At 62.3% G+C, this 17,214-nt stretch carries 16 protein-coding genes; 9 read left to right on the top strand and 7 right to left on the bottom strand.

The window, feature by feature from the left end:
• Positions 1–113: 113 nt before the first annotated feature.
• Both ACWHXT_RS13590 and ACWHXT_RS13585 read left to right on the top strand, forming a co-directional pair.
• Positions 114–908: an alpha/beta fold hydrolase gene (locus ACWHXT_RS13590; protein ID WP_447956227.1), complete on the top strand. Its 795-nt coding sequence runs from the start codon at positions 114–116 to the stop codon at positions 906–908.
• 39 nt (positions 909–947) lie between these two features.
• Positions 948–1,199 (top strand): YkoF family thiamine/hydroxymethylpyrimidine-binding protein, encoded by a 252-nt coding sequence (locus ACWHXT_RS13585; protein WP_447956226.1) that lies wholly within the window; start codon positions 948–950, stop codon positions 1,197–1,199.
• Between the two features lie 65 nt (positions 1,200–1,264).
• Here the strand turns inward: ACWHXT_RS13585 and gabT are convergent, their stop codons facing one another.
• The 6 genes from gabT to csiR form a co-directional block, all read right to left on the bottom strand.
• Complete coding sequence (gabT, locus tag ACWHXT_RS13580; protein WP_447956225.1) at positions 1,265–2,542, bottom strand: 4-aminobutyrate--2-oxoglutarate transaminase; 1,278 nt, start codon at positions 2,540–2,542, stop codon at positions 1,265–1,267.
• A gap of 67 nt (positions 2,543–2,609) precedes the next feature.
• Positions 2,610–3,560, bottom strand: a complete 951-nt coding sequence (locus ACWHXT_RS13575; RefSeq protein WP_447956224.1) for a sensor domain-containing diguanylate cyclase — start codon at positions 3,558–3,560, stop codon at positions 2,610–2,612.
• Positions 3,553–4,362, bottom strand: coding sequence for an EAL domain-containing protein (locus ACWHXT_RS13570; protein ID WP_447926787.1), 810 nt, complete (start codon positions 4,360–4,362; stop codon positions 3,553–3,555). Before ACWHXT_RS13570 ends, ACWHXT_RS13575 begins: the two co-directional genes overlap by 8 nt.
• Before the next feature lie 222 nt (positions 4,363–4,584).
• The gene (locus ACWHXT_RS13565) at positions 4,585–5,799 is read right to left on the bottom strand and encodes a CaiB/BaiF CoA transferase family protein (protein WP_447956223.1); all 1,215 of its coding nucleotides are present in this window, start codon (positions 5,797–5,799) and stop codon (positions 4,585–4,587) included.
• A gap of 39 nt (positions 5,800–5,838) precedes the next feature.
• Positions 5,839–7,017 carry an acyl-CoA dehydrogenase gene (locus ACWHXT_RS13560; protein ID WP_447926785.1) on the bottom strand — a complete coding sequence of 393 codons (1,179 nt, stop codon included), beginning with the start codon at positions 7,015–7,017 and terminating at the stop codon, positions 5,839–5,841.
• A 78-nt stretch (positions 7,018–7,095) separates the two neighbouring features.
• Positions 7,096–7,785, bottom strand: a complete 690-nt coding sequence (gene csiR, locus ACWHXT_RS13555) for a DNA-binding transcriptional regulator CsiR (RefSeq protein WP_447956222.1) — start codon at positions 7,783–7,785, stop codon at positions 7,096–7,098.
• Between the two features lie 280 nt (positions 7,786–8,065).
• Between csiR and ACWHXT_RS13550 the strand changes: the two genes are divergently transcribed.
• The 3 genes from ACWHXT_RS13550 to ACWHXT_RS13540 all read left to right on the top strand — a co-directional run bounded on the left by ACWHXT_RS13550 (position 8,066) and on the right by ACWHXT_RS13540 (position 11,606).
• A complete protein-coding gene (locus ACWHXT_RS13550; RefSeq protein ID WP_447956221.1) occupies positions 8,066–9,025 on the top strand; it encodes a TAXI family TRAP transporter solute-binding subunit in 960 nt (319 codons plus the stop codon).
• A gap of 21 nt (positions 9,026–9,046) precedes the next feature.
• The gene (locus ACWHXT_RS13545; RefSeq protein WP_447956220.1) at positions 9,047–9,529 is read left to right on the top strand and encodes a DUF1850 domain-containing protein; all 483 of its coding nucleotides are present in this window, start codon (positions 9,047–9,049) and stop codon (positions 9,527–9,529) included.
• A gap of 64 nt (positions 9,530–9,593) precedes the next feature.
• Positions 9,594–11,606, top strand: coding sequence for a TRAP transporter permease (locus ACWHXT_RS13540; RefSeq protein ID WP_447956219.1), 2,013 nt, complete (start codon positions 9,594–9,596; stop codon positions 11,604–11,606).
• Between the two features lie 80 nt (positions 11,607–11,686).
• On the opposite strand, the gene ACWHXT_RS13535 is transcribed toward ACWHXT_RS13540, so the two are convergent.
• Positions 11,687–14,215: a penicillin-binding protein 1A gene (locus ACWHXT_RS13535; protein WP_447894076.1), complete on the bottom strand. Its 2,529-nt coding sequence runs from the start codon at positions 14,213–14,215 to the stop codon at positions 11,687–11,689.
• Between the two features lie 194 nt (positions 14,216–14,409).
• Here ACWHXT_RS13535 and pilM point away from each other — a divergent pair, with 194 nt between their 5' ends.
• Genes pilM through ACWHXT_RS13515 form a run of 4 tightly spaced genes read left to right on the top strand, consistent with a single transcriptional unit; the run spans position 14,410 to position 17,208 of the window.
• Positions 14,410–15,471, top strand: a complete 1,062-nt coding sequence (gene pilM / locus ACWHXT_RS13530; protein ID WP_447529659.1) for a type IV pilus assembly protein PilM — start codon at positions 14,410–14,412, stop codon at positions 15,469–15,471.
• Positions 15,468–16,046 (top strand): PilN domain-containing protein, encoded by a 579-nt coding sequence (locus ACWHXT_RS13525; protein WP_447956218.1) that lies wholly within the window; start codon positions 15,468–15,470, stop codon positions 16,044–16,046. Before pilM ends, ACWHXT_RS13525 begins: the two co-directional genes overlap by 4 nt.
• Entirely contained in the window at positions 16,046–16,687 is a 642-nt protein-coding gene (locus ACWHXT_RS13520) for a type 4a pilus biogenesis protein PilO (protein WP_447956217.1), read from the top strand. The genes ACWHXT_RS13525 and ACWHXT_RS13520 overlap by 1 nt, the downstream gene beginning before the upstream one ends.
• Entirely contained in the window at positions 16,684–17,208 is a 525-nt protein-coding gene (locus tag ACWHXT_RS13515) for a pilus assembly protein PilP (protein WP_447956216.1), read from the top strand. Before ACWHXT_RS13520 ends, ACWHXT_RS13515 begins: the two co-directional genes overlap by 4 nt.
• The last annotated feature ends 6 nt before the right edge of the window (positions 17,209–17,214 follow it).

Here is a 17,214-nt window from a genome sequence, read left to right as displayed (position 1 = left end):
AACAGCTGTATGACCGATAGCGGCCTAATGGCTGCTGCGCCCCGGACCGCCGGACCGTACTATTTCTTATACTGCCAGAGCCTTTATTAAAAAGCCCTTATGACAGAGCCCTTATGACACCTTCACGTCCTCCCCTGGTCTTCGCCCACGCCAACGGCTTTACCGGCGACAGTTACAAAAGCCTGCTGGCGCCTCTGGCCGAGCACTTCGATCTTCAGCCTATCGACCGGGTCGGGCATCACCCGCGCTTCCCGGTGAATCGCAACTGGGCCAACCTGGTCGATGAGCTTTTACATTACCTGCCTACGCACACGAAGGTGCTGGGCGTGGGCCACTCGCTGGGCGGCACGCTGATGGCCATGGCCGCACTGCGCGAGCCCAAGCGCTTTTACGGTGTGGTCATGCTCGACCCGCCCTTGATGATGGGCATCGATGCCTGGGCGTTGAAAGCGGCCAAGCGCTTTGGCTTCGTCGACCGGATCACCCCAGCCGGCAAAACGCGCAACCGGCGAAGCGTGTGGCCCAGCCGCGAGGCGATGACCACTTCGCTCAAACGGCGTGGGCTTTTTCGCACCTTTACCCCGCAGGCGCTTAGCGACTATGTTGAAACAGGCACCCGGCTACTCGAGGATGGCCAGGCCGAGCTGGTGTTCGAACCCGGCGTCGAGGTCGCCATCTTTCGCAACCTGCCGGATCACCTTTCGTTCCGGCTGGCCCGGGTTCAGGTGCCAGTGGAAATCGTCGCCGGCGCGGGCTCTGACCTGATGACACCCAAGCGCATTTGCCGCCTGCAGCGTAAGGGGATGTCGGTCAACCGCGTGCCGGGCGGGCATATGTTCCCGATGGAACACCCGGAGGAGACCCGCACGGCGATCCTCGATGCCTGGCAGCGTATCCAGGCCCATTGAGGGCCTTAAGCCCTATTTATAATGACCAGGAGAGCGACCATGTATCTTTCCGTACAGCTAAGCTACTACCCGCTGACCGACGACTTCAAACCGGTGGTCAAGGAGGTCGTCCAGCGCCTGGAGCAAAGCGGGCTCGAGGTTCACCCCAACCGCATGAGCACCCAGGTGTTCGGCGAATTCGACGCGGTCATGGCCGCCCTTAACGATGTCATGAAATGGTCCTTCGAAACCCACGGCAAAGCGGTATTCACGGCGAATTTTCTCGAAGGGGATCGCCGGCCCAAGGATTAGAGGATTAAAAAAACGCCGCCCGATAGGGCGGCGTTTTTGCGTTCAGGCGGCGTTTGGCTCGGGGATCAGGTCAGCGAATCCAGGCAGGACTCGATGATGTCCAGGCCTTCGTTGAGCACATCGTCTTCGATGGTGATCGGCATCAAAAAGCGGATGGTGTTGCCGTACATACCGCAGGAGAGCAGGATCAGGCCTTTTTCGCGGGCTTTTTTGCAAAGCGCTCCGGCCAGGTCCGGGTTCGGTGCCTTTTTACCTTCTTTCTCGGTGACCAGCTCGAACGCGGCCATGGCGCCCAGATTGCGCACGTTATCGATGCAGTCGAACTTGTTCTGCCACTCGTGGAAACGTTTGACCAGCTTGTTACCCAGCGCCAGGCTCTGCTCGAGAATGTTCTCTTCCTCGAACACCTCGAGTACCGCCAGGGCCGCGGCGCAGGTGGTGGGGCTGCCGGTGTAGGTGCCGCCCAGCGAGTTGGGGCCAGAGGCGTCCATGATTTTATCGGTACCGACGATGGCCGAAATCGGCATGCCATCGGCCATGCTTTTCGCCATGGTCATGATGTCGGGCTCGACGTCGCTGTGCTCGATGGCAAAGAGCTTGCCGGTACGCCCGAAACCCGACTGCACTTCGTCGACGATCATCAGGATACCGAGCTCATCGCAGATGTCGCGAACGCGTTTGAGAAAGGAGGCCGGGGCGGCGTAGAAGCCGCCTTCGCCGAGCACGGGTTCGAGTACGATGGCGGCGGTGTTGGTCGGGCCGGCGTCGGTTTTCAGCGCCATCATCAAGCCACGAATCGCCTCGTCTTCGCTGATGCCGTGGTAGGGCACCGGATAAGGTGCACGGAAAACGGTCCCCGGCATCGGGCCGAAGTCGGTCTGGTAGGGTGCGACCTTACCGTTCATCGCCATGGTGTAGAAGGTACGCCCGTGATAGCCGCCGTCGAAGCAGACCACGTTGGGGCGGCCGGTAGCCGCGCGGGCGATCTTCACGGCATTTTCCAGCGCCTCGGCACCGGAGTTGGCCAGCATCACCTTGGCATGGCCGCGTACCGGCACGACCTGGCTGAGCTTTTCGGCCACCTTCACGTAGCCTTCATAGGGCATGACGGTCTGGCAGGTGTGCATCACCTTGTCGAGCTGTTCCTTGACCGCCGCGACGACCTTCGGGTGGCGGTGGCCAATGTTGAGTACGCCAATGCCGCCGGCAAAATCGATGAAGCGGTGGCCGTCGGCATCCCAAATCTCGGCGTTTTCGGCACGGGCGGCGAAGGCGGTGGCGGGGCTTGCCGCGCCGGCGGCCACGTATTTTTGCTTTAGCGCGTTAAGCTCGGCATTGGTCATGGCGGGTTCCTTTAGCGTTGGGCATGAATCACGGGTAGGGCATTAGCATAGTACGCCTACGCCGCTATTAAAATTCTTCGGATGTCTCTGGCTGAGCCACCACGATCTGGTTACGCCCTTGCTCCTTGGCGCGGTACATGCCTTGGTCGCCGCGCTCGATCAACTGCTCGGCGCAGGAGGCCGGGGTGCTGGCGACCCCGCCGGAGAGCGTGATCGTCAGTGCATGCTCGGTGAAGGTCTGTTCTTCTATGTGCGCGCGAAGGCGTTCGGCGGCGGTTTGGGCTTCGCTACTGCTGGTTTCGGGCATGATGACCAAAAACTCTTCGCCCCCTAAGCGCACCTGAACGTCGGTGTCGCGAAGCATATTATCGATCGCGGCGGAAAGCTCGGTCAGTACCGTATCCCCAGTCGCGTGGCCATAGGTGTCGTTGATGGTTTTGAAGCGATCCAGGTCGAACATCATGACGCTGAGATCGCCCCCATAGCGCCGGCAGCGTTTGAGTTCTTCGCTAAGATGGCAAATTCCAGCGCGGCGATTCAAAAGCCCGGTAAGGCCATCGTGGCTGGCCAGGTGGTCCAGGCGGTCGTTCGCCTCTCGAAGCCGTTCCTCCAGCTGTTTGCGCTCGGTGATGTCGATTACGAAGGTTACTTTGCGCGGGGTGCCATCATCGCCTTCTACCCGTGCGGCTTCGGCAATGATGGTGCGCAAGTCGCCGTTTTTACAAAAAACCTGCCACTCCTGACGCATCTCGGTCAGTTCCGTACCTTGCAGGAACTCATCGTGCAGGGCGCTGGCCTTTTCGCGATACTCCGGCGCTACCATGACGGTGAAGGGCTGACCGATGAGCTCTTTCTCGGTGTAACCGTAAAAGTTGCAGTAAGCTGGATTGACGAGCTCGAAGCAGCCCTGGTCATCGGTGACGCAGATTCCTATGGGCGCGCTAGTCAGTACACTCCACGCATTGCGTTTGGAGCGTTTTACCATTTCTTGTAATTGCTCGGCCGAAATATCAGGCATTCACCACTCCGGGATTTGAACGCGCGAGCGCTTCGTCTCGCAGTGCCACGAGCCGCGGCGTAAGGTCCTCACCCAATGAGTTGATAGCGGGCTTGGCGTAAAAGTAGCCTTGCTGGCGCATAATGCCAGCACGGGCTAGCCACAGCGCTTCGCTGTGGGTTTCGATGCCTTCGGCAATCACCGCGATGTCGAGTTCCTGGGCCAGCGAAACGACCGCTTTGAGCAGGGCCTGGCGGCGCGGGTCGCTATCGCAGTTCATGACGATTTCACGATCGATCTTAAGCTTGTCGGGGTTCAAATCGGTGAGTAGATCCAGATTGGCGTAGCCGTTGCCGAAATCGTCCAGGGCGGTCTGGAACCCCATGTTGCGATACGCATCGATGATATTGGCCAGGTGTTGGCGGTCCTCGACGCGCTCGGTTTCGGTAATTTCGAACACCAGGCGGCTGGCTGGCCAGCCAACGCGCCGGGAAACTTCCAGGGTCGCCTGTATGCAGGCGTGGGGTTCGTACACCGCGTTGGGTAGAAAGTTGATCGACAGGTTGGTCTGCATATTCAGCGCGCTTGCCATCTCGATGGCCTTGACCCGGCAGGCCTGGTCGAAGCGGTAGAGCAAGTCGTCGGTGACTTTGGAAATGATGCTCCAGGCGGACTCGCCGTTCACACCGCGCACGAGCGCTTCATAGGTGGTGACCTGCGCTTTCGATAGATCCACGATAGGTTGAAACGCCATAGTGAAATCGAAGGGGAGCTCGCCATCGCAGCGATTACACCGACCCTCTACCCGAGCGCAGTTACTCATGAAAAATCCTCTGTTAAGCCCTTGGTGTTTTTGAGTATTCAACGCGTCTTGGCGCGTTTTGTGACGTGTGACGTCAATATGACTCGTAGCAGTCTAGTAGCAGAGGGGGGTTGCGTACATGACGGGCGTTAAGGTCCACACGCCCTTTTAATTTATGTTGAAGAAGCTTTCGGGAAAGGGCGAAGTTGGCTTAAGCGCCCGTTGCGGGCGCTCAAGGCTGCGCTAAATGATGCCCGCCTTATAGAGCGCTTCGCGCTGGGCGGCGGTGATACCGATTTCCTCCAGCACGCTGTCGGTATGCTGGCCTAAAAGCGGAGGGGCGGTTTGGGCAGATACCGCGTGGCCGTCGATACGAACCGGGTTGGCCACCAGGTCGACGCTGCCCGCCGTGGGGTGGGGCAGGGTCTGCTTGAGCCCCCGCGCCTTGACGTGGGCATCCTCGAACACCCGGTCCAGGGTATTGATCGGCCCGCAGGGCACGCCGGCGTTTTCCAGCGTCGCAAGCCAATGGTCGATGGGCCTGAGGGCAATCGCCGCCTCTAAAAGCGGCACGAGCGCCTCGCGGTGGGCGACCCGGGCGCCGTTGGTGGCGAAACGGGCATCTTTACAAAGCGCAGGCTGGCCGATCGCTGCGCAAAAGCGCTTGAACTGGGCGTCGTTACCCACCGCGACGATGATATGCCCATCCTGGGTGGCAAACGCCTGGTAGGGCACGATATTGGGGTGGGCGTTACCCAGCCGCTTGGGCACCTGGTGGGAGGTCAGGTAGTTGGTGGCCTGATTGGCCAAAACCCCCACCTGAACATCCATCAGCGAAAGGTCGATATGGCAGCCTTCGCCGCTTTCGCGGCGTGCATAAAGCGCGGCGAGGATGGCGTTGGTGGCGTAAAGGCCGGTGAAAATATCGGTGATCGCCACGCCCACTTTCACCGGGCCGCCGCCGGGCACTTCGTCGGGTTGGCCGGTCAGGCTCATCAAGCCGCCCATGGCCTGGATCATGAAGTCGTAGCCGGCCCGGTGGGCGTAGGGGCTCTGCTGACCGAACCCGGTGATCGAGCAGTAAACGAGCCCCGGGTTGATCGTTTTTAGGCTCTCGAAGTCGAGCCCGTAGCGCTTGAGCCCCCCGACCTTGAAGTTCTCGAGCACCACGTCGGCGTCGCCGGCCAGGGTCTTGATCAGCGCCTGGCCTTCGGGTTTTGCCATATCCACCGTGACCGAACGCTTGCCGCGGTTGGCGCACAGGTAATAGGCGGACTCGAAACTTTCGCCAAGCCAGGGCGGGCCCCAGTGACGGGTGTCGTCGCCGCTACCCGGGCGCTCGATCTTGATGACATCGGCGCCCATGTCGGCCAGGGTCTGCCCGCACCAGGGGCCGGCCAGCACGCGGGAAAGGTCGAGCACCTTGATGCCCTTAAGCGGCGTTGGCGTATCGCTCATAATGGCTCCTTGGGCGCCGTGTAAGAACCTGGCGTGGGCTTAGAAAAACGCCTGTAGGCCGGTCTGGGCGCGGCCCAAAATCAAGGCATGGACATCGTGGGTGCCTTCGTAGGTGTTCACCGACTCCAGGTTCACCATGTGGCGAATGACGCCGTATTCATCGGAGACGCCGTTGCCGCCGTGCATGTCCCGGGAGACCCGCGCGATATCCAGCGCCTTGCCGCAGTTGTTGCGTTTGATCAGCGAGACCATCTCCGGTGTCCAGTTGCCGGTATCCATCAAACGGCCCACCTGCAGCGCGGCCTGAAGGCCGAGGGCGATCTCGGTTTGCATATCGGCGAGCTTTTTCTGGATCAGCTGGTTGGCGGCAAGCGGGCGGTTGAACTGCTTGCGATCCAGGGTGTATTGGCGCGCGGCGTGCCAGCAGAACTCCGCGGTGCCCATCACGCCCCAGGCAATGCCGTAGCGCGCCTTGTTCAAACAGCCGAACGGGCCTTTCAGCCCACTGACGTTAGGCAGCAGGTTCTCTTCGGGAACGAAGGTGCCATCGAGCACGATCTCGCCGGTGATCGAGGCGCGCAGCGACACCTTGCCTTCGATTTTCGGGGTGGAGAAGCCCTCGAACCCGCGCTCGACGATGAAGCCCTTGATCTGGTCGTCGTGAGCGGCGGATTTTGCCCAGACCACGGCGATATCGGCGATCGGGCTGTTGGTGATCCACATCTTGGCGCCGGTCAGCCGGTAGCCGCCGTCGACCTGCTCGGCACGGGTGATCATCGAACCCGGGTCGGAACCGTGGTCCGGCTCGGTCAGGCCAAAGCAGCCGACCATTTCGCCGCTGGCGAGTTTGGGCAGGTACTTCTGCTTTTGCTCCTCAGAGCCGTAGGCTTCGATGGGGTACATCACCAGCGACGACTGCACGCTCATCGCCGAACGGTAGCCGGAGTCGACCCGCTCTACCTCGCGGGCGATCAACCCGTAGGCCACGTTATTGACGCCCGCGCCGCCGTACTCCTCGGCAACGGTGGCGCCTAGAAGTCCCAGCTCGCCCATCTCGGACATGATCTCGCGATCGAAACGCTCCTCACGAAACGCGCTGAGCACGCGCGGCTGAAGATTTTGCTGGCAGTAGTCCCGCGCGGCGTCGCGGATCTGGCGTTCTTCGTCGGTAAGTTGCTGCTCGAGCAGCAGCGGGTCATCCCAGTTAAAGCGTGACATGGCGAAAGCCCTCTTGGTGAGTGCTTGCAATGTATCGCCGTTTAAAAGAAATATCTACATTTTTATAAAACGTCGACTTTAGTCGATGCCCCGCGCTCGTAGCACCTCGGTAATGACCGGTACCGGGGTCATCAGGTGCTCGCGCATCATGCCCGCGGCGCGGTTGCTTTCTCGGGCCAGAATCACCTCGACCAGCGCGCTGTGCTCCTGGTGCTTTTGGGCCAGCGCGCTGGCCGACATCACGGTTTCCTGCAACCAAAGGTGGCGGTAACGCTCGACCTGGTTGAACAGCGCATCGCGCATTTGCAGCAGGTGGGGGGAGTTGCAGCCGCTGGCAATGGCGGTATGGAAGGCCTGGTGGCGCTGGTCCCAGTTATCGAGAAGCTCATCCGGGCTGCTGACGTCGGTGACCTTGCCCAGCCGGTGGGCGGTGGCTAGCACGTCGGCTTCCCAGTCATCGTCGCCACGTTCGATCGCCAACCCCAGCACCAGGCCTTCGAGCTGGGCGCGGGCGTCGTAAATATCGCCCAGTTCGGCAAGCGACATGGGCGCGACGCGGTAGCCGCGCTGGCTAATGGCGACCACCAACCGGTCGGCCACCAGCTGGGAAAGCGCCTCTCGCAGCGGGCCGGTGCTTACCCCGTAATGCGTTTTCAAAAGGCTCATCAAGAGTTTCTCGCCCGGCGGGTAGCGCCCGCGAATGATATCCCGCTTCAAATCGCGGTAGGCGCTAATGGCCAGGTTGGGACGGGGTAGGGGCGGTTCCATCGAATCTCCTGGGGTGGGGGCAAAATAGGCGTCATTATTGCGTAATTTTGAAAATTTATCTCAAGTGACGCTATTTCGTGAAAGGACGCCGCCAGGCGTCGGCCGGTGAGCGCAGCAGGGGGCGAGCGCTTTTACGGCGCCGCAGCTATGGCACTATCGTCCCATTAACGTTTGTTTTGAAACCGTGCTAACGTCATTAAAGCGGCTTTCAAAAACCACAAAGCCGCGTTTACCTTGCGATTCCAATATCAATAACGCACCCATGAGAGAGACAACGCCCATGCGAACGCTAAAATACGCTGCCGCCACGACCATGTTAGCGCTGGCGCTACCCGCCAGCGCACAGCAGCTCTCGATTGCCACCGGGGGCACCGGGGGCGTCTACTATCCGATTGGTGGCGGTCTGGCCGAAATGATCAACAACCATATCGAAGGGGCGCAGGCGACCGCGGAAGTCACCGGCGCTTCGGTCGAGAACATGGGCCTGATCATGCGTGGCGACGCGGACATGGCCACCGCGTTGGCGGACACCGTCTACCAGGCCTATACCGGCACGGGCGACTTCGAAGGCCGTCAGGTCGAAAACACCCGGGCGCTGGCTTCGATCTACCCCAACGCCGTACAACTGGTCACGCTTGCGGAGTCCGATATCCAGAGCATTAGTGACCTGGCCGGTAAGCGGGTGTCCGTGGGCGCGCCGGGTAGCGGCACCGAGCTCAACGCCCGTGCGCTGCTCGAAGCCAACGGCATAAGCTACGACGACTTCACCGCCCAACGGTTGAATTTCAACGAAACCGCCGACGCCATCCGCGATGGCGACATCGACGCCGGGTTCTGGAGCGTGGGCCCGCCGACCAGCTCGATCATGAACCTGGCGGCCACCCGGGATATTCGTTTGATCGGCCTGTCCGATGAAGAGATCAGTAACGCTCAGCAAGAAGAGGAAGTGTTTGCGCGCTACGAGCTGGCTGCAGACCTCTACGACGGTATGGACGAAGCAGTGCAGACCATCGGCATTCCCAACGTCCTGGTGGTCAACGCGGATATGGACGAAGAGCTTGCCTACCAGCTCACCCAGGTGCTTTTCGAGCACACCGACGAGCTGATCGCCGTTCACCCGGCGGCCAACGACACCACCGTCGAGTTCACGATGGAGTCTACGCCGGTGCCGCTCCACCCGGGTGCCATCCGCTACTTCGAAGAGACCGGCGCCGAGATCCCCGATCGTCTGCGCCCTTAAGCCTACCCGAGGCGCTCGATCATGCAGTGGCTAGCTGCGCCGCTGATAGCGCTTTCACTGGTGGCGCTACAAAGCGCCGGTGCCTGGGGACAGGCGCCGGCGCGTTTGACGATTACCAGCGACGCCGGCGCCGTGCTGCTCGATCACCCCATTCCCGATGAAAGCCGCTGGTGCATGGCCTGGAACCACTCGGTGGCGCACTTTACCGTGCTCGACTGCTACCAAAACCGCGGTGGGCAGATGGTGCTGGAGCGTAGCCACCAGCCGGACTTCGCCGCGGGTCTTGGTCATATCGCCGGGCGCGGGGTGCAGGTTTCCGACGGCGAAGGCGGCTATTGGATCAACGCCATCGACGAGGCCGTGCCAGGCAATCGCTACCGGCTACGCGTAGGGGCACTCTCGGTGAACCATCGCATCAGCTGGCCCGATAGCGGCCATGAAACGGTGAGCCTGAGCGAGCGCGCCCCCGGTGAGCGGGTGATCGTCGAACTCACCGCGCCGTGAGCCGGTGTCTGCGGCTATCCCTTGACGTTAAAACTCTTTGCTTGCTAACCCTTTCGAGGACTCCATGAGCGAATCCACTCAACCTGCGGTGGTCATGCCGGGGGCAAACGCGGTGCAGCCCCGCCTGGCACTTTGGGCCATCACGATCGTGGCGGTTGCCCTTTCGCTTTTCCAGCTCTACTCGGCGGGCATTCAGCCGCTGGGGCTTTTCTATCAGCGCAGTATCCACCTGGCGCTGATCATGCTGCTGGCGTTTTTGATGTTTCCCGTGTTCGGCCCGACCCGCGCGCGCGGCGTGCTCGGCTGGGCCCTCGACGCGATCTTCTTTGCCGGCGCTTTGGTCACCGGCGGCTACCTGGTCTTCTTTTTGGATGAGATCATCAACCGGGCCGGGTTCTGGAACCAGACCGATATCACCGTAGCGATCATCGCCACGGTCACGGTGCTGGAAGCCAGCCGGCGGGCGGTGGGCTTTGGCATGACGATCATCGGCCTGATCGCGATCGTCTACGCGCTGGCCGGGCCCCGGGGGGAACTGGCCTGGCTTGGCGAGTGGTTGCCGGGTATTTTGTCCCACCGCGGCTATACGCTCGATCGTGTGGCGGGGCAGCTTTACCTTGGTCAGGAGGGCATTTTCGGCCTGCCGCTGGGGGTGGCGGCCACCTATATCTTCATTTTCGTGCTGTTCGGCGCCTTTTTGGAGAGCACCGGCGCGGGGCGGTTTTTCATCGACATGGCTTATGCGGCCACCGGGCGCCAGCGCGGCGGCCCGGCCAAGGCGGCGGTACTCGCCTCGGCGGGCATGGGCTCGATATCGGGTAGCGCCATTGCCAACGTGGTGACCACCGGCGCCTTTACCATTCCGCTCATGAAAAAGCTCGGCTATCAGCCCAAGCAGGCTGGCGGCATCGAGGCCGCGGCGTCGACCGGCGGGCAAATCATGCCGCCGCTGATGGGGGCCGGGGCGTTTTTGATCGCCGAGTACACCAACACGCCGTACCTGGACATCGTCAAGATCAGCATCCTGCCGGCCATCATGTACTTCGCCACGGTCTATCTCTTCGTGCATATCATCGCGCTAAAGCAAGGCATGCAGGGCATGCCGAGAAGCGAGCTGCCCAAAATGCGTCAGGTGATGAAGGATGGCTGGCACTTCTTGCTGCCGCTGGCGGTACTGGTCTGGCTGCTGGTCATGAACCTTTCGCCCATGCGGGTGGGCTACTACGCGGTGGTGACCATGGTCGCCGTGGCGGTGATTCGCTACGCGCTTTGGTACTTCTTCGTCGCCCCCGGCCAGGGCCAGCCGGTGACCTTCGAGCGCACCAAAAACGTGGTGTGGGCGGGGCTCATCAAGCTGGTCGAAGGGCTGGAGCTTGGCGCGCGCAACGCCGTGGCGGTGTCCATGGCCTGCGCGGTGGCGGGTATCATCGTCGGCGTAGTGGGGCTGACCGGGCTGGGGCTCAAGTTCTCCTCGATGATGCTCGCTTTTTCCGGCGGCAACCTGGTGCTTGCACTGGTCATGGTGCTGCTGGCGAGCCTGGTGCTGGGTATGGGGCTGCCGGTTACGGCGAGTTATATCGTGCTGATCGTGCTGGTCGGGCCGGCGCTCACCAGTGAATTCGGCGTGCCGCTGTTGATCGCGCATCTGGTGGTGTTCTGGTACTCCCAGGACTCCAACGTGACCCCGCCGATCGCGCTGGCCGGGTTTGCCGGGGCGGCGATTGCCGGCAGTAAACCCATGGAAACCGGCTTCCAGGCCTGGAAGTTTGCCAAGGGGCTCTACCTGATCCCGCTGTTCATGGTGTTCAACCCGGAGATCATCCTGGGCGGGCCGGTGCTGGTCGTGGCCTGGAACGCGGTGATCGCGATCTTTGCGCTGTGCGCCTTTGCCGCCTCGCTCGAGGGGTATCTGTTTACGCGCATGGCGTGGCTACCGCGCCTGGCGATAGGGGCGGCGATCTTTGGCGTCTTCTACCCAAGTCTTTGGACCGAAATAGCCGGCGTGGTGGTGATCGCGGCGGTGATCAGCGCCAACTACCTGGCCAGCCGCCGCGAGGTGACCGTCGTGAAGGCGTAACTCACGTATTATGGCCGCACATAAAAAAGCCCGGAACCATGTTCCGGGCTTTTTCGTTGGGCCTTGTCATCGCGGCCTGGCTAGAAGATCGATTCCGCCGCGCCCGAACCCTGGGAGCCGCTGGCCTCCTCGAGCTCGCGGCTAATGGTGCGCGCCTGGTAGGAGGGCAGGTGGCCCTCACGGAAAAGCTCCACGAGCCCGCCGGACTGGCTGTCGTACAAGCGGCGGCCGCTGTCCGGGTCGACCCGTGCGGTGACGATGGAGGCGGGGCGCTCCGGCAGGGCCGAAGGCGTGCCTTCCAGGGCGCCGCCCATGAAGTCGATCCAGATCGGCAGGGCGGCGCTGGCGCCGTATTCCGCGGTGGTTTCGTTGCTGTCCTTACCCACCCAGACCGTCGTGACCAGGTCGCTGTTGAAACCGGCGAACCAGGCATCGCGCTGGTTGTTGGTGGTACCGGTTTTACCCACGATGTCGTCGCGGTTCAGGCTGAGCGCGGCGCGCCCGGTGCCCGAGGTGATCACGTCGCGCAGCATGTCGCGCAGAATATATACTGCGCCGGCATCGGCGACGCGCCGGGCGACCGGATACTCCTTGCCGTCGATCTCGACGCTCTCCTGGCCTTCGGCGCAGCTCGGGCAGGCGATCTGCGGCGTGGCCTCGTCGAGGATCTCCCGGTCGTCGTCGCGGGTGACGCGCTCGATGAACCAGGGCGATACCTGGAAGCCGCCGTTGGCGATCACCGCGTAAGCGTTGGTCATCTCCATAGGCGTGAGGCTCGCGCTACCCAGCGCCAGGGAAAGCCCGCGGGGCAGCCGGTCGACCGAGAAGCCGAAGCCTTCCAGGTAGTTGATGGTCGGGTTGACGCCCATGGTCTGGAGTACGCGAATGGTGACCAGGTTGCGCGAACGTGCCAGCGCCGGGCGCAGGCGCATCGGCCCCTGGAAGTCGCGGCTGGAGTTCATCGGCCGCCACAGCGAGTTGCTGCCGTCGTCTACCACCAGGGGCGAGTCGTTGACCACGCTCGCCGCTGTCATGTCGCCGTCGTCGAGGGCGGCCAGGTAGATGAAGGGCTTGAAGATCGAGCCCGACTGACGCTGGGCCTGAATGGCGCGGTTGAACTTGCTGGCGTTGAAGTCGAAGCCGCCCTGCAGCGCCAGAATCGCGCCGGTGCGCGGGTCCTGAACCACCAGCGAACCTTCGACGTCCGGGCGCTGAGAAAGCCTGAGCGTGTCGTCGTCGTTCTCCACCACGCGGATCAGGTCTCCGCGCACGGCGATCTGGTCGGCACTTGACGGCTCGCCGCCGCGGCTGCGCGGGCTTTGGTAGGCGCGTGCCCAGTTCAGGCCGTCCCAGGCGATGGTTCTAAGTTCGCGGTCGCGGGTCAGCACCTGCATTTCCCGGCCGCTGCTCTGGACCACGATGGCCGGTTGCAAAAGGCCGTAGTTGGGCGTGCGCTCGAGTACCTGCAGCCAGTTGGAAACGTCGCCGTCGATGCCTTCGATCTCGGTCTGGCTGCGCTCCGCGGCCTGGCGCGCGGTCTGGCGAATTTCCGGCGACTCGGAAAGCTCCTCTTCAAGGCCTTGAGTATTGGTTTGCTCCTGGGCTTCGACGAGGCTTGCGGCGATGTCGCGCTGCTCCGCGCCGCGCCAGCCGTGGCGCCGGTCGTACTCGATCAAGCCGTTGGCCAGCGCATTGCGGGCGGCGGGTTGAAGCTCGCTGTCGATGGTGGTGTAGATCCGGTAGCCGCCGGTGTAGGCGGTGTCGCCAAAGCGCTCCACCGCGTACTGGCGCGCCATTTCCGAGACGTAGGAGGCGTCCACTTCGGTTTGGGTGTAGTGGCGACGCGCGGTCACCGGGTCCTGCACCGAGGCCTGGTAGGTATCGTTATCGATATAGCCAAGCTCGCGCATACGGAACAAAATCCAGTTGCGGCGAATCAGCGAGCGCTCGGAGTTGGCCAGCGGGTTGAATGCCGACGGCGCTTTGGGAAGCCCCGCGATCATTGCGGTTTCGGCAAGCGTTAGCTCGGCAAGCGGCCGGTCGTAGTAGGTTTCCGCGGCGGTGGCGATGCCGTAGGCGCGGTTACCCAAAAAGATCTTGTTGACATAAAGCTCGAAGATTTGCTCTTTGGAGAGCACTTGCTCCATCTGCAGCGCCAGCAGGATTTCACGAATCTTACGCGTGAAGGTTTGATCCAGCGTCAGCATATAGTTACGCGCGACCTGCATGGTGATGGTCGAGCCCCCGGACTGGATCGAGCCGCCGCTTCGGGCAAGCTCCACCGCCGCGCGGGCAAGCCCGCGCGGGTCGACCCCGGCGTGTTCGAAGTAGCTCGAATCCTCCGCGGCGACCAGCGCGTTGATCATGTCCTGGGGGATTTCGTCGAAATCGACCACCATGCGCCGCTCTTCACCGAACTCGCCGATCAATCGGCCGTCGTTGGTGAAGATACGTAGCGGGGTATGCAATTCGAAATTTTGCAGCTGGCGAACGTCGGGAAGTCCCGGAGAAAAGTAGATGGCAGCGCCTACCACGGCCAGCACGGCGGCGCCCACCAGGGCGGCAGCCATCGAAACCAGTGACAGGATAAGGGTTCGAAAAAACGTCATGAACAGAGGGCACCCGTGGAGATAAGATAAGTACGGCGTCCAACTGGCCGTATTGCGCAATTGGCGACCATTATAAGAAGCCAGGCCCTCGGCCACCAGTGTTGATATGCCATGATTGCCTCAACGTGTGGCGGCGCCAAAAATAAGGTAACCTCGGACGACGCTCGACAAGACGACAAAATCAACGGGACCACATGCGCCTACCAAAGTCTGGAAAGGGGTTGATCGGGGTCGATATCACCTCGGCCACCGTTAAGCTTTTAGAGCTCAAGCAGCTGGACGGCAATTTTCAGGTTCAGAGCTACGCCGTGCGCCCGCTCAAAGAGGGGGCCGTGGTGGAGCGCCGGATACGCGATATCAGCGATGTCGCCCGCGTGCTTCGAAACGCCGTCGAACACGCCAACCCCTCGACCCGTAAAGCCGCGGTCGCCGTTCCCGCCAGCGCCGCCATTAGCAAAACCCTGAGCTTTCCCGCTTCGCTGGGCGAAGACGAGATCGAGGCGCGGATAATCGAGGAGTACGACCGCCACATTCCTTTTCCGTTCAACGAGGTGGCCTTCGATTTTCAGCGTTTGGGGGTGGTGCCCGATGACGAAAGCCAGCAGCAGGTGGCGCTGGTGGCGTGTCGTCAGCGCGACGTCAGCCAACTGACCGATACGCTGGTACAGGCCGGGCTCGAACCCGCCGCGGTGGATGTCGAAACCTTCGCCGTCGAGCGCTCGTTTGGCGAGCTCCGGCGGGCGCTCAACGTCAGTGACGACCCCAGGGCATGCGTGGCCCTGGTGGATCTGGGCGCTAATATGAACGCGTTTCACGTGCTGCGCGACGGGCGCATTACCTACAGCCGCGACACGGTGTTTGGCGGGCGCCAGTTGACCGATGCCATTCGCGAACGGTTCGACCTGAGCAACGAAGAGGCCGGCCTTGCCAAAAAGCGCGGCGGCCTGCCCGAGGATTATCAGGCCAACGTGCTAACGCCTTTTATCGAAACCGTGGTGCAGCAGGTGGGCCGCTCGCTGCAGCTTTACTATACCGCCGGGCGCAAACAGCGGGTCGAGCACCTGGTACTGGCCGGCGGGTCGAGCGTGATCCCGGGGCTTGCCGAGCGTATCGCCGAAGAAAACGGCCTGGCGGTGACGCTGGCCAACCCCTTTCACCGGATGCACATCTATAAGCGGCTGAACGTCGAGGGCCTGACCAACGACGCGCCGGCCATGCTCACCGCCTGTGGGCTTGCCATGAAGGTGGGCCAATGAATATCAACATCAACCTGTTGGCCTGGCGGGATGCGCGCCGGGAAAAGCGCACCCGGCAGTTCTATAAAGTGCTGGCCCTGGCGCTGGTCGTGGGGGTGTTGATGGCGCTGGCTGTGGGGCTTGTGTATCAGCAAGAGCTCGATGGGCAAGAGATGCGCAACGCCTACATCACCCGCCATGTCGAGCAGTTGGAGCAAGAGATTGCCGACGTGAAGCGCTATCAGGCGGACGCGGCACAGCTCAGTACTCAGCTCGAGCTTTTCAAAACCCTGCAAAGCGAGCGCACCGATACCGTCGAGCTTTTCAACGCGCTTGCCGCGAGCCTGGCCGACGGCGTGGTCTACGAGCAGCTTAGCCGGGAAGGGGAGCGGGTCCGCCTCACCGCGACGGCCAGCGACGAGCGCCAGGTCTCCGAGCAGCTGCGCCGCATTGCGAGTATGTCAGGCTTTGCCGTGCCGGTACTTTCCGAGGTGACCAGCGCCCCGAACCAGCAAGGGCGGCGGTTTGGCTTCGAGGTCGTCCAGACGCTACACGATACAAGCTCTGACGCCGGTCAAGGGGAGGCCGCCCAGTGATGACGCGAGCCCGGGCGCGCCACGAGTGGCAGCGCCTCAAGGAAGTCGACGTACAAAGCCTGGATCTCAAGGAAGCGGGCAGTTGGCCGGTTTTTTTGAAAGCGCTTTGCGTGGTGCTGATGTTCGCGCTCGCCTTTGGTGGGCTAATGGCGTGGCAGGTCAGCGACAAACGCGCCAGATTGGCCGAGGCGCAGCGCGAAGAGGCGCGCCTTTTGAGCGAATACCGGGTCAAGGCCTCGGAAGTGGCGCTTTTGCCCAACGTGCAGAACCAGTTGAACACCCTCGGCGGGCAGATGGACCGGATGCGCGCCATGCTGCCCACCAGCGCCGAGATTCCCTCGCTTTTGGACAGCATCAGCGACGCCGCGGTGGATAACCGGCTGACCATCGAAGTCGTCCGGTTGCGTACGACCGTGAGCAACGAACACTACATCGAGCATCCGTTGGATATTCAGGTGCGCGGGGGGTATCACCAGCTGGGCCGCTTCGTGGCCGACATCAGCCAGCTCGCGCGTATCGTCACCCAGCACGACTTGACCATTACACCGGTCGAGCCGCAAAGCGACGTGCTCAGGCTCTCTTTGGTGGCGCGCACCTACAGCTATATCGACGACCCCGGCCACGAGGAGGCGGCGCCATGAGACAACGCCGCGTGTGCATGATGGCCCTGGTGGCGGCCCTGACCGGCTGCAGCGATGCCCGGCTGGACGAGCTGGACGCCACGCTTGCCGATATCCGCCGCGCCCCCAGTGGGCAGGCTTCCCTTGCAAGCGCGCCTTTTCCCGAGGCGGCATATTTAAACTACCAATATAGCGAGTCGCGCAGCCCGTTTTTGGCGCCTGAGCAGTTGGCGCGAAGTGAGACAATCTCGCCGCGAAACAGCGCCATGGCGCCGGATACCCAGCGCCCCCTGGAGCCGCTGGAAGCCTTTGCGCTTGCCTCGCTGCGCTTGGTCGGTACGCTGCAAATGGGGGGCCAGCGCGTAGCGCTGGTCGCCACGCCGGATGGCAGCGTCGTGAACGTGCGCGAAGGGAATCACATGGGATCCAACTACGGGGAGGTCACCCGTATTTCGCTAGAGGAAGTCACTCTGCTCGAGCGCGTATTCAGCGAGCAGGAGGGCTGGCAGGAGAGCCCGGCCGCGCTGTCACTCGACCCCTAGCCGGCT

It is taken from the genome of Vreelandella halophytica, from assembly GCF_968193635.1.
The sequence above is the reverse complement of the archived record's forward strand: the minus strand, read 5'-3'. Positions and strand labels throughout refer to the sequence as shown.

What these genes read in the sequence shown, in the direction of transcription:
- ACWHXT_RS13515 (WP_447956216.1), top strand. Translation starts at nt 16,684, where the DNA reads ATGAGACAACGCCGCGTGTGCATGATGGCCCTGGTGGCGGCCCTGACC.
- ACWHXT_RS13550 (WP_447956221.1), top strand. Translation starts at nt 8,066, where the DNA reads ATGCGAACGCTAAAATACGCTGCCGCCACGACCATGTTAGCGCTGGCG.
- ACWHXT_RS13525 (WP_447956218.1), top strand. Translation starts at nt 15,468, where the DNA reads ATGAATATCAACATCAACCTGTTGGCCTGGCGGGATGCGCGCCGGGAA.
- ACWHXT_RS13560 (WP_447926785.1), bottom strand. Translation starts at nt 7,017, where the DNA reads ATGTCACGCTTTAACTGGGATGACCCGCTGCTGCTCGAGCAGCAACTT.
- ACWHXT_RS13520 (WP_447956217.1), top strand. Translation starts at nt 16,046, where the DNA reads ATGACGCGAGCCCGGGCGCGCCACGAGTGGCAGCGCCTCAAGGAAGTC.
- pilM (WP_447529659.1), top strand. Translation starts at nt 14,410, where the DNA reads ATGCGCCTACCAAAGTCTGGAAAGGGGTTGATCGGGGTCGATATCACC.
- ACWHXT_RS13565 (WP_447956223.1), bottom strand. Translation starts at nt 5,799, where the DNA reads ATGAGCGATACGCCAACGCCGCTTAAGGGCATCAAGGTGCTCGACCTT.
- gabT (WP_447956225.1), bottom strand. Translation starts at nt 2,542, where the DNA reads ATGACCAATGCCGAGCTTAACGCGCTAAAGCAAAAATACGTGGCCGCC.
- ACWHXT_RS13540 (WP_447956219.1), top strand. Translation starts at nt 9,594, where the DNA reads ATGAGCGAATCCACTCAACCTGCGGTGGTCATGCCGGGGGCAAACGCG.
- ACWHXT_RS13575 (WP_447956224.1), bottom strand. Translation starts at nt 3,560, where the DNA reads ATGCCTGATATTTCGGCCGAGCAATTACAAGAAATGGTAAAACGCTCC.
- ACWHXT_RS13590 (WP_447956227.1), top strand. Translation starts at nt 114, where the DNA reads ATGACACCTTCACGTCCTCCCCTGGTCTTCGCCCACGCCAACGGCTTT.
- ACWHXT_RS13535 (WP_447894076.1), bottom strand. Translation starts at nt 14,215, where the DNA reads ATGACGTTTTTTCGAACCCTTATCCTGTCACTGGTTTCGATGGCTGCC.
- ACWHXT_RS13545 (WP_447956220.1), top strand. Translation starts at nt 9,047, where the DNA reads ATGCAGTGGCTAGCTGCGCCGCTGATAGCGCTTTCACTGGTGGCGCTA.
- ACWHXT_RS13570 (WP_447926787.1), bottom strand. Translation starts at nt 4,362, where the DNA reads ATGAGTAACTGCGCTCGGGTAGAGGGTCGGTGTAATCGCTGCGATGGC.
- ACWHXT_RS13585 (WP_447956226.1), top strand. Translation starts at nt 948, where the DNA reads ATGTATCTTTCCGTACAGCTAAGCTACTACCCGCTGACCGACGACTTC.
- csiR (WP_447956222.1), bottom strand. Translation starts at nt 7,785, where the DNA reads ATGGAACCGCCCCTACCCCGTCCCAACCTGGCCATTAGCGCCTACCGC.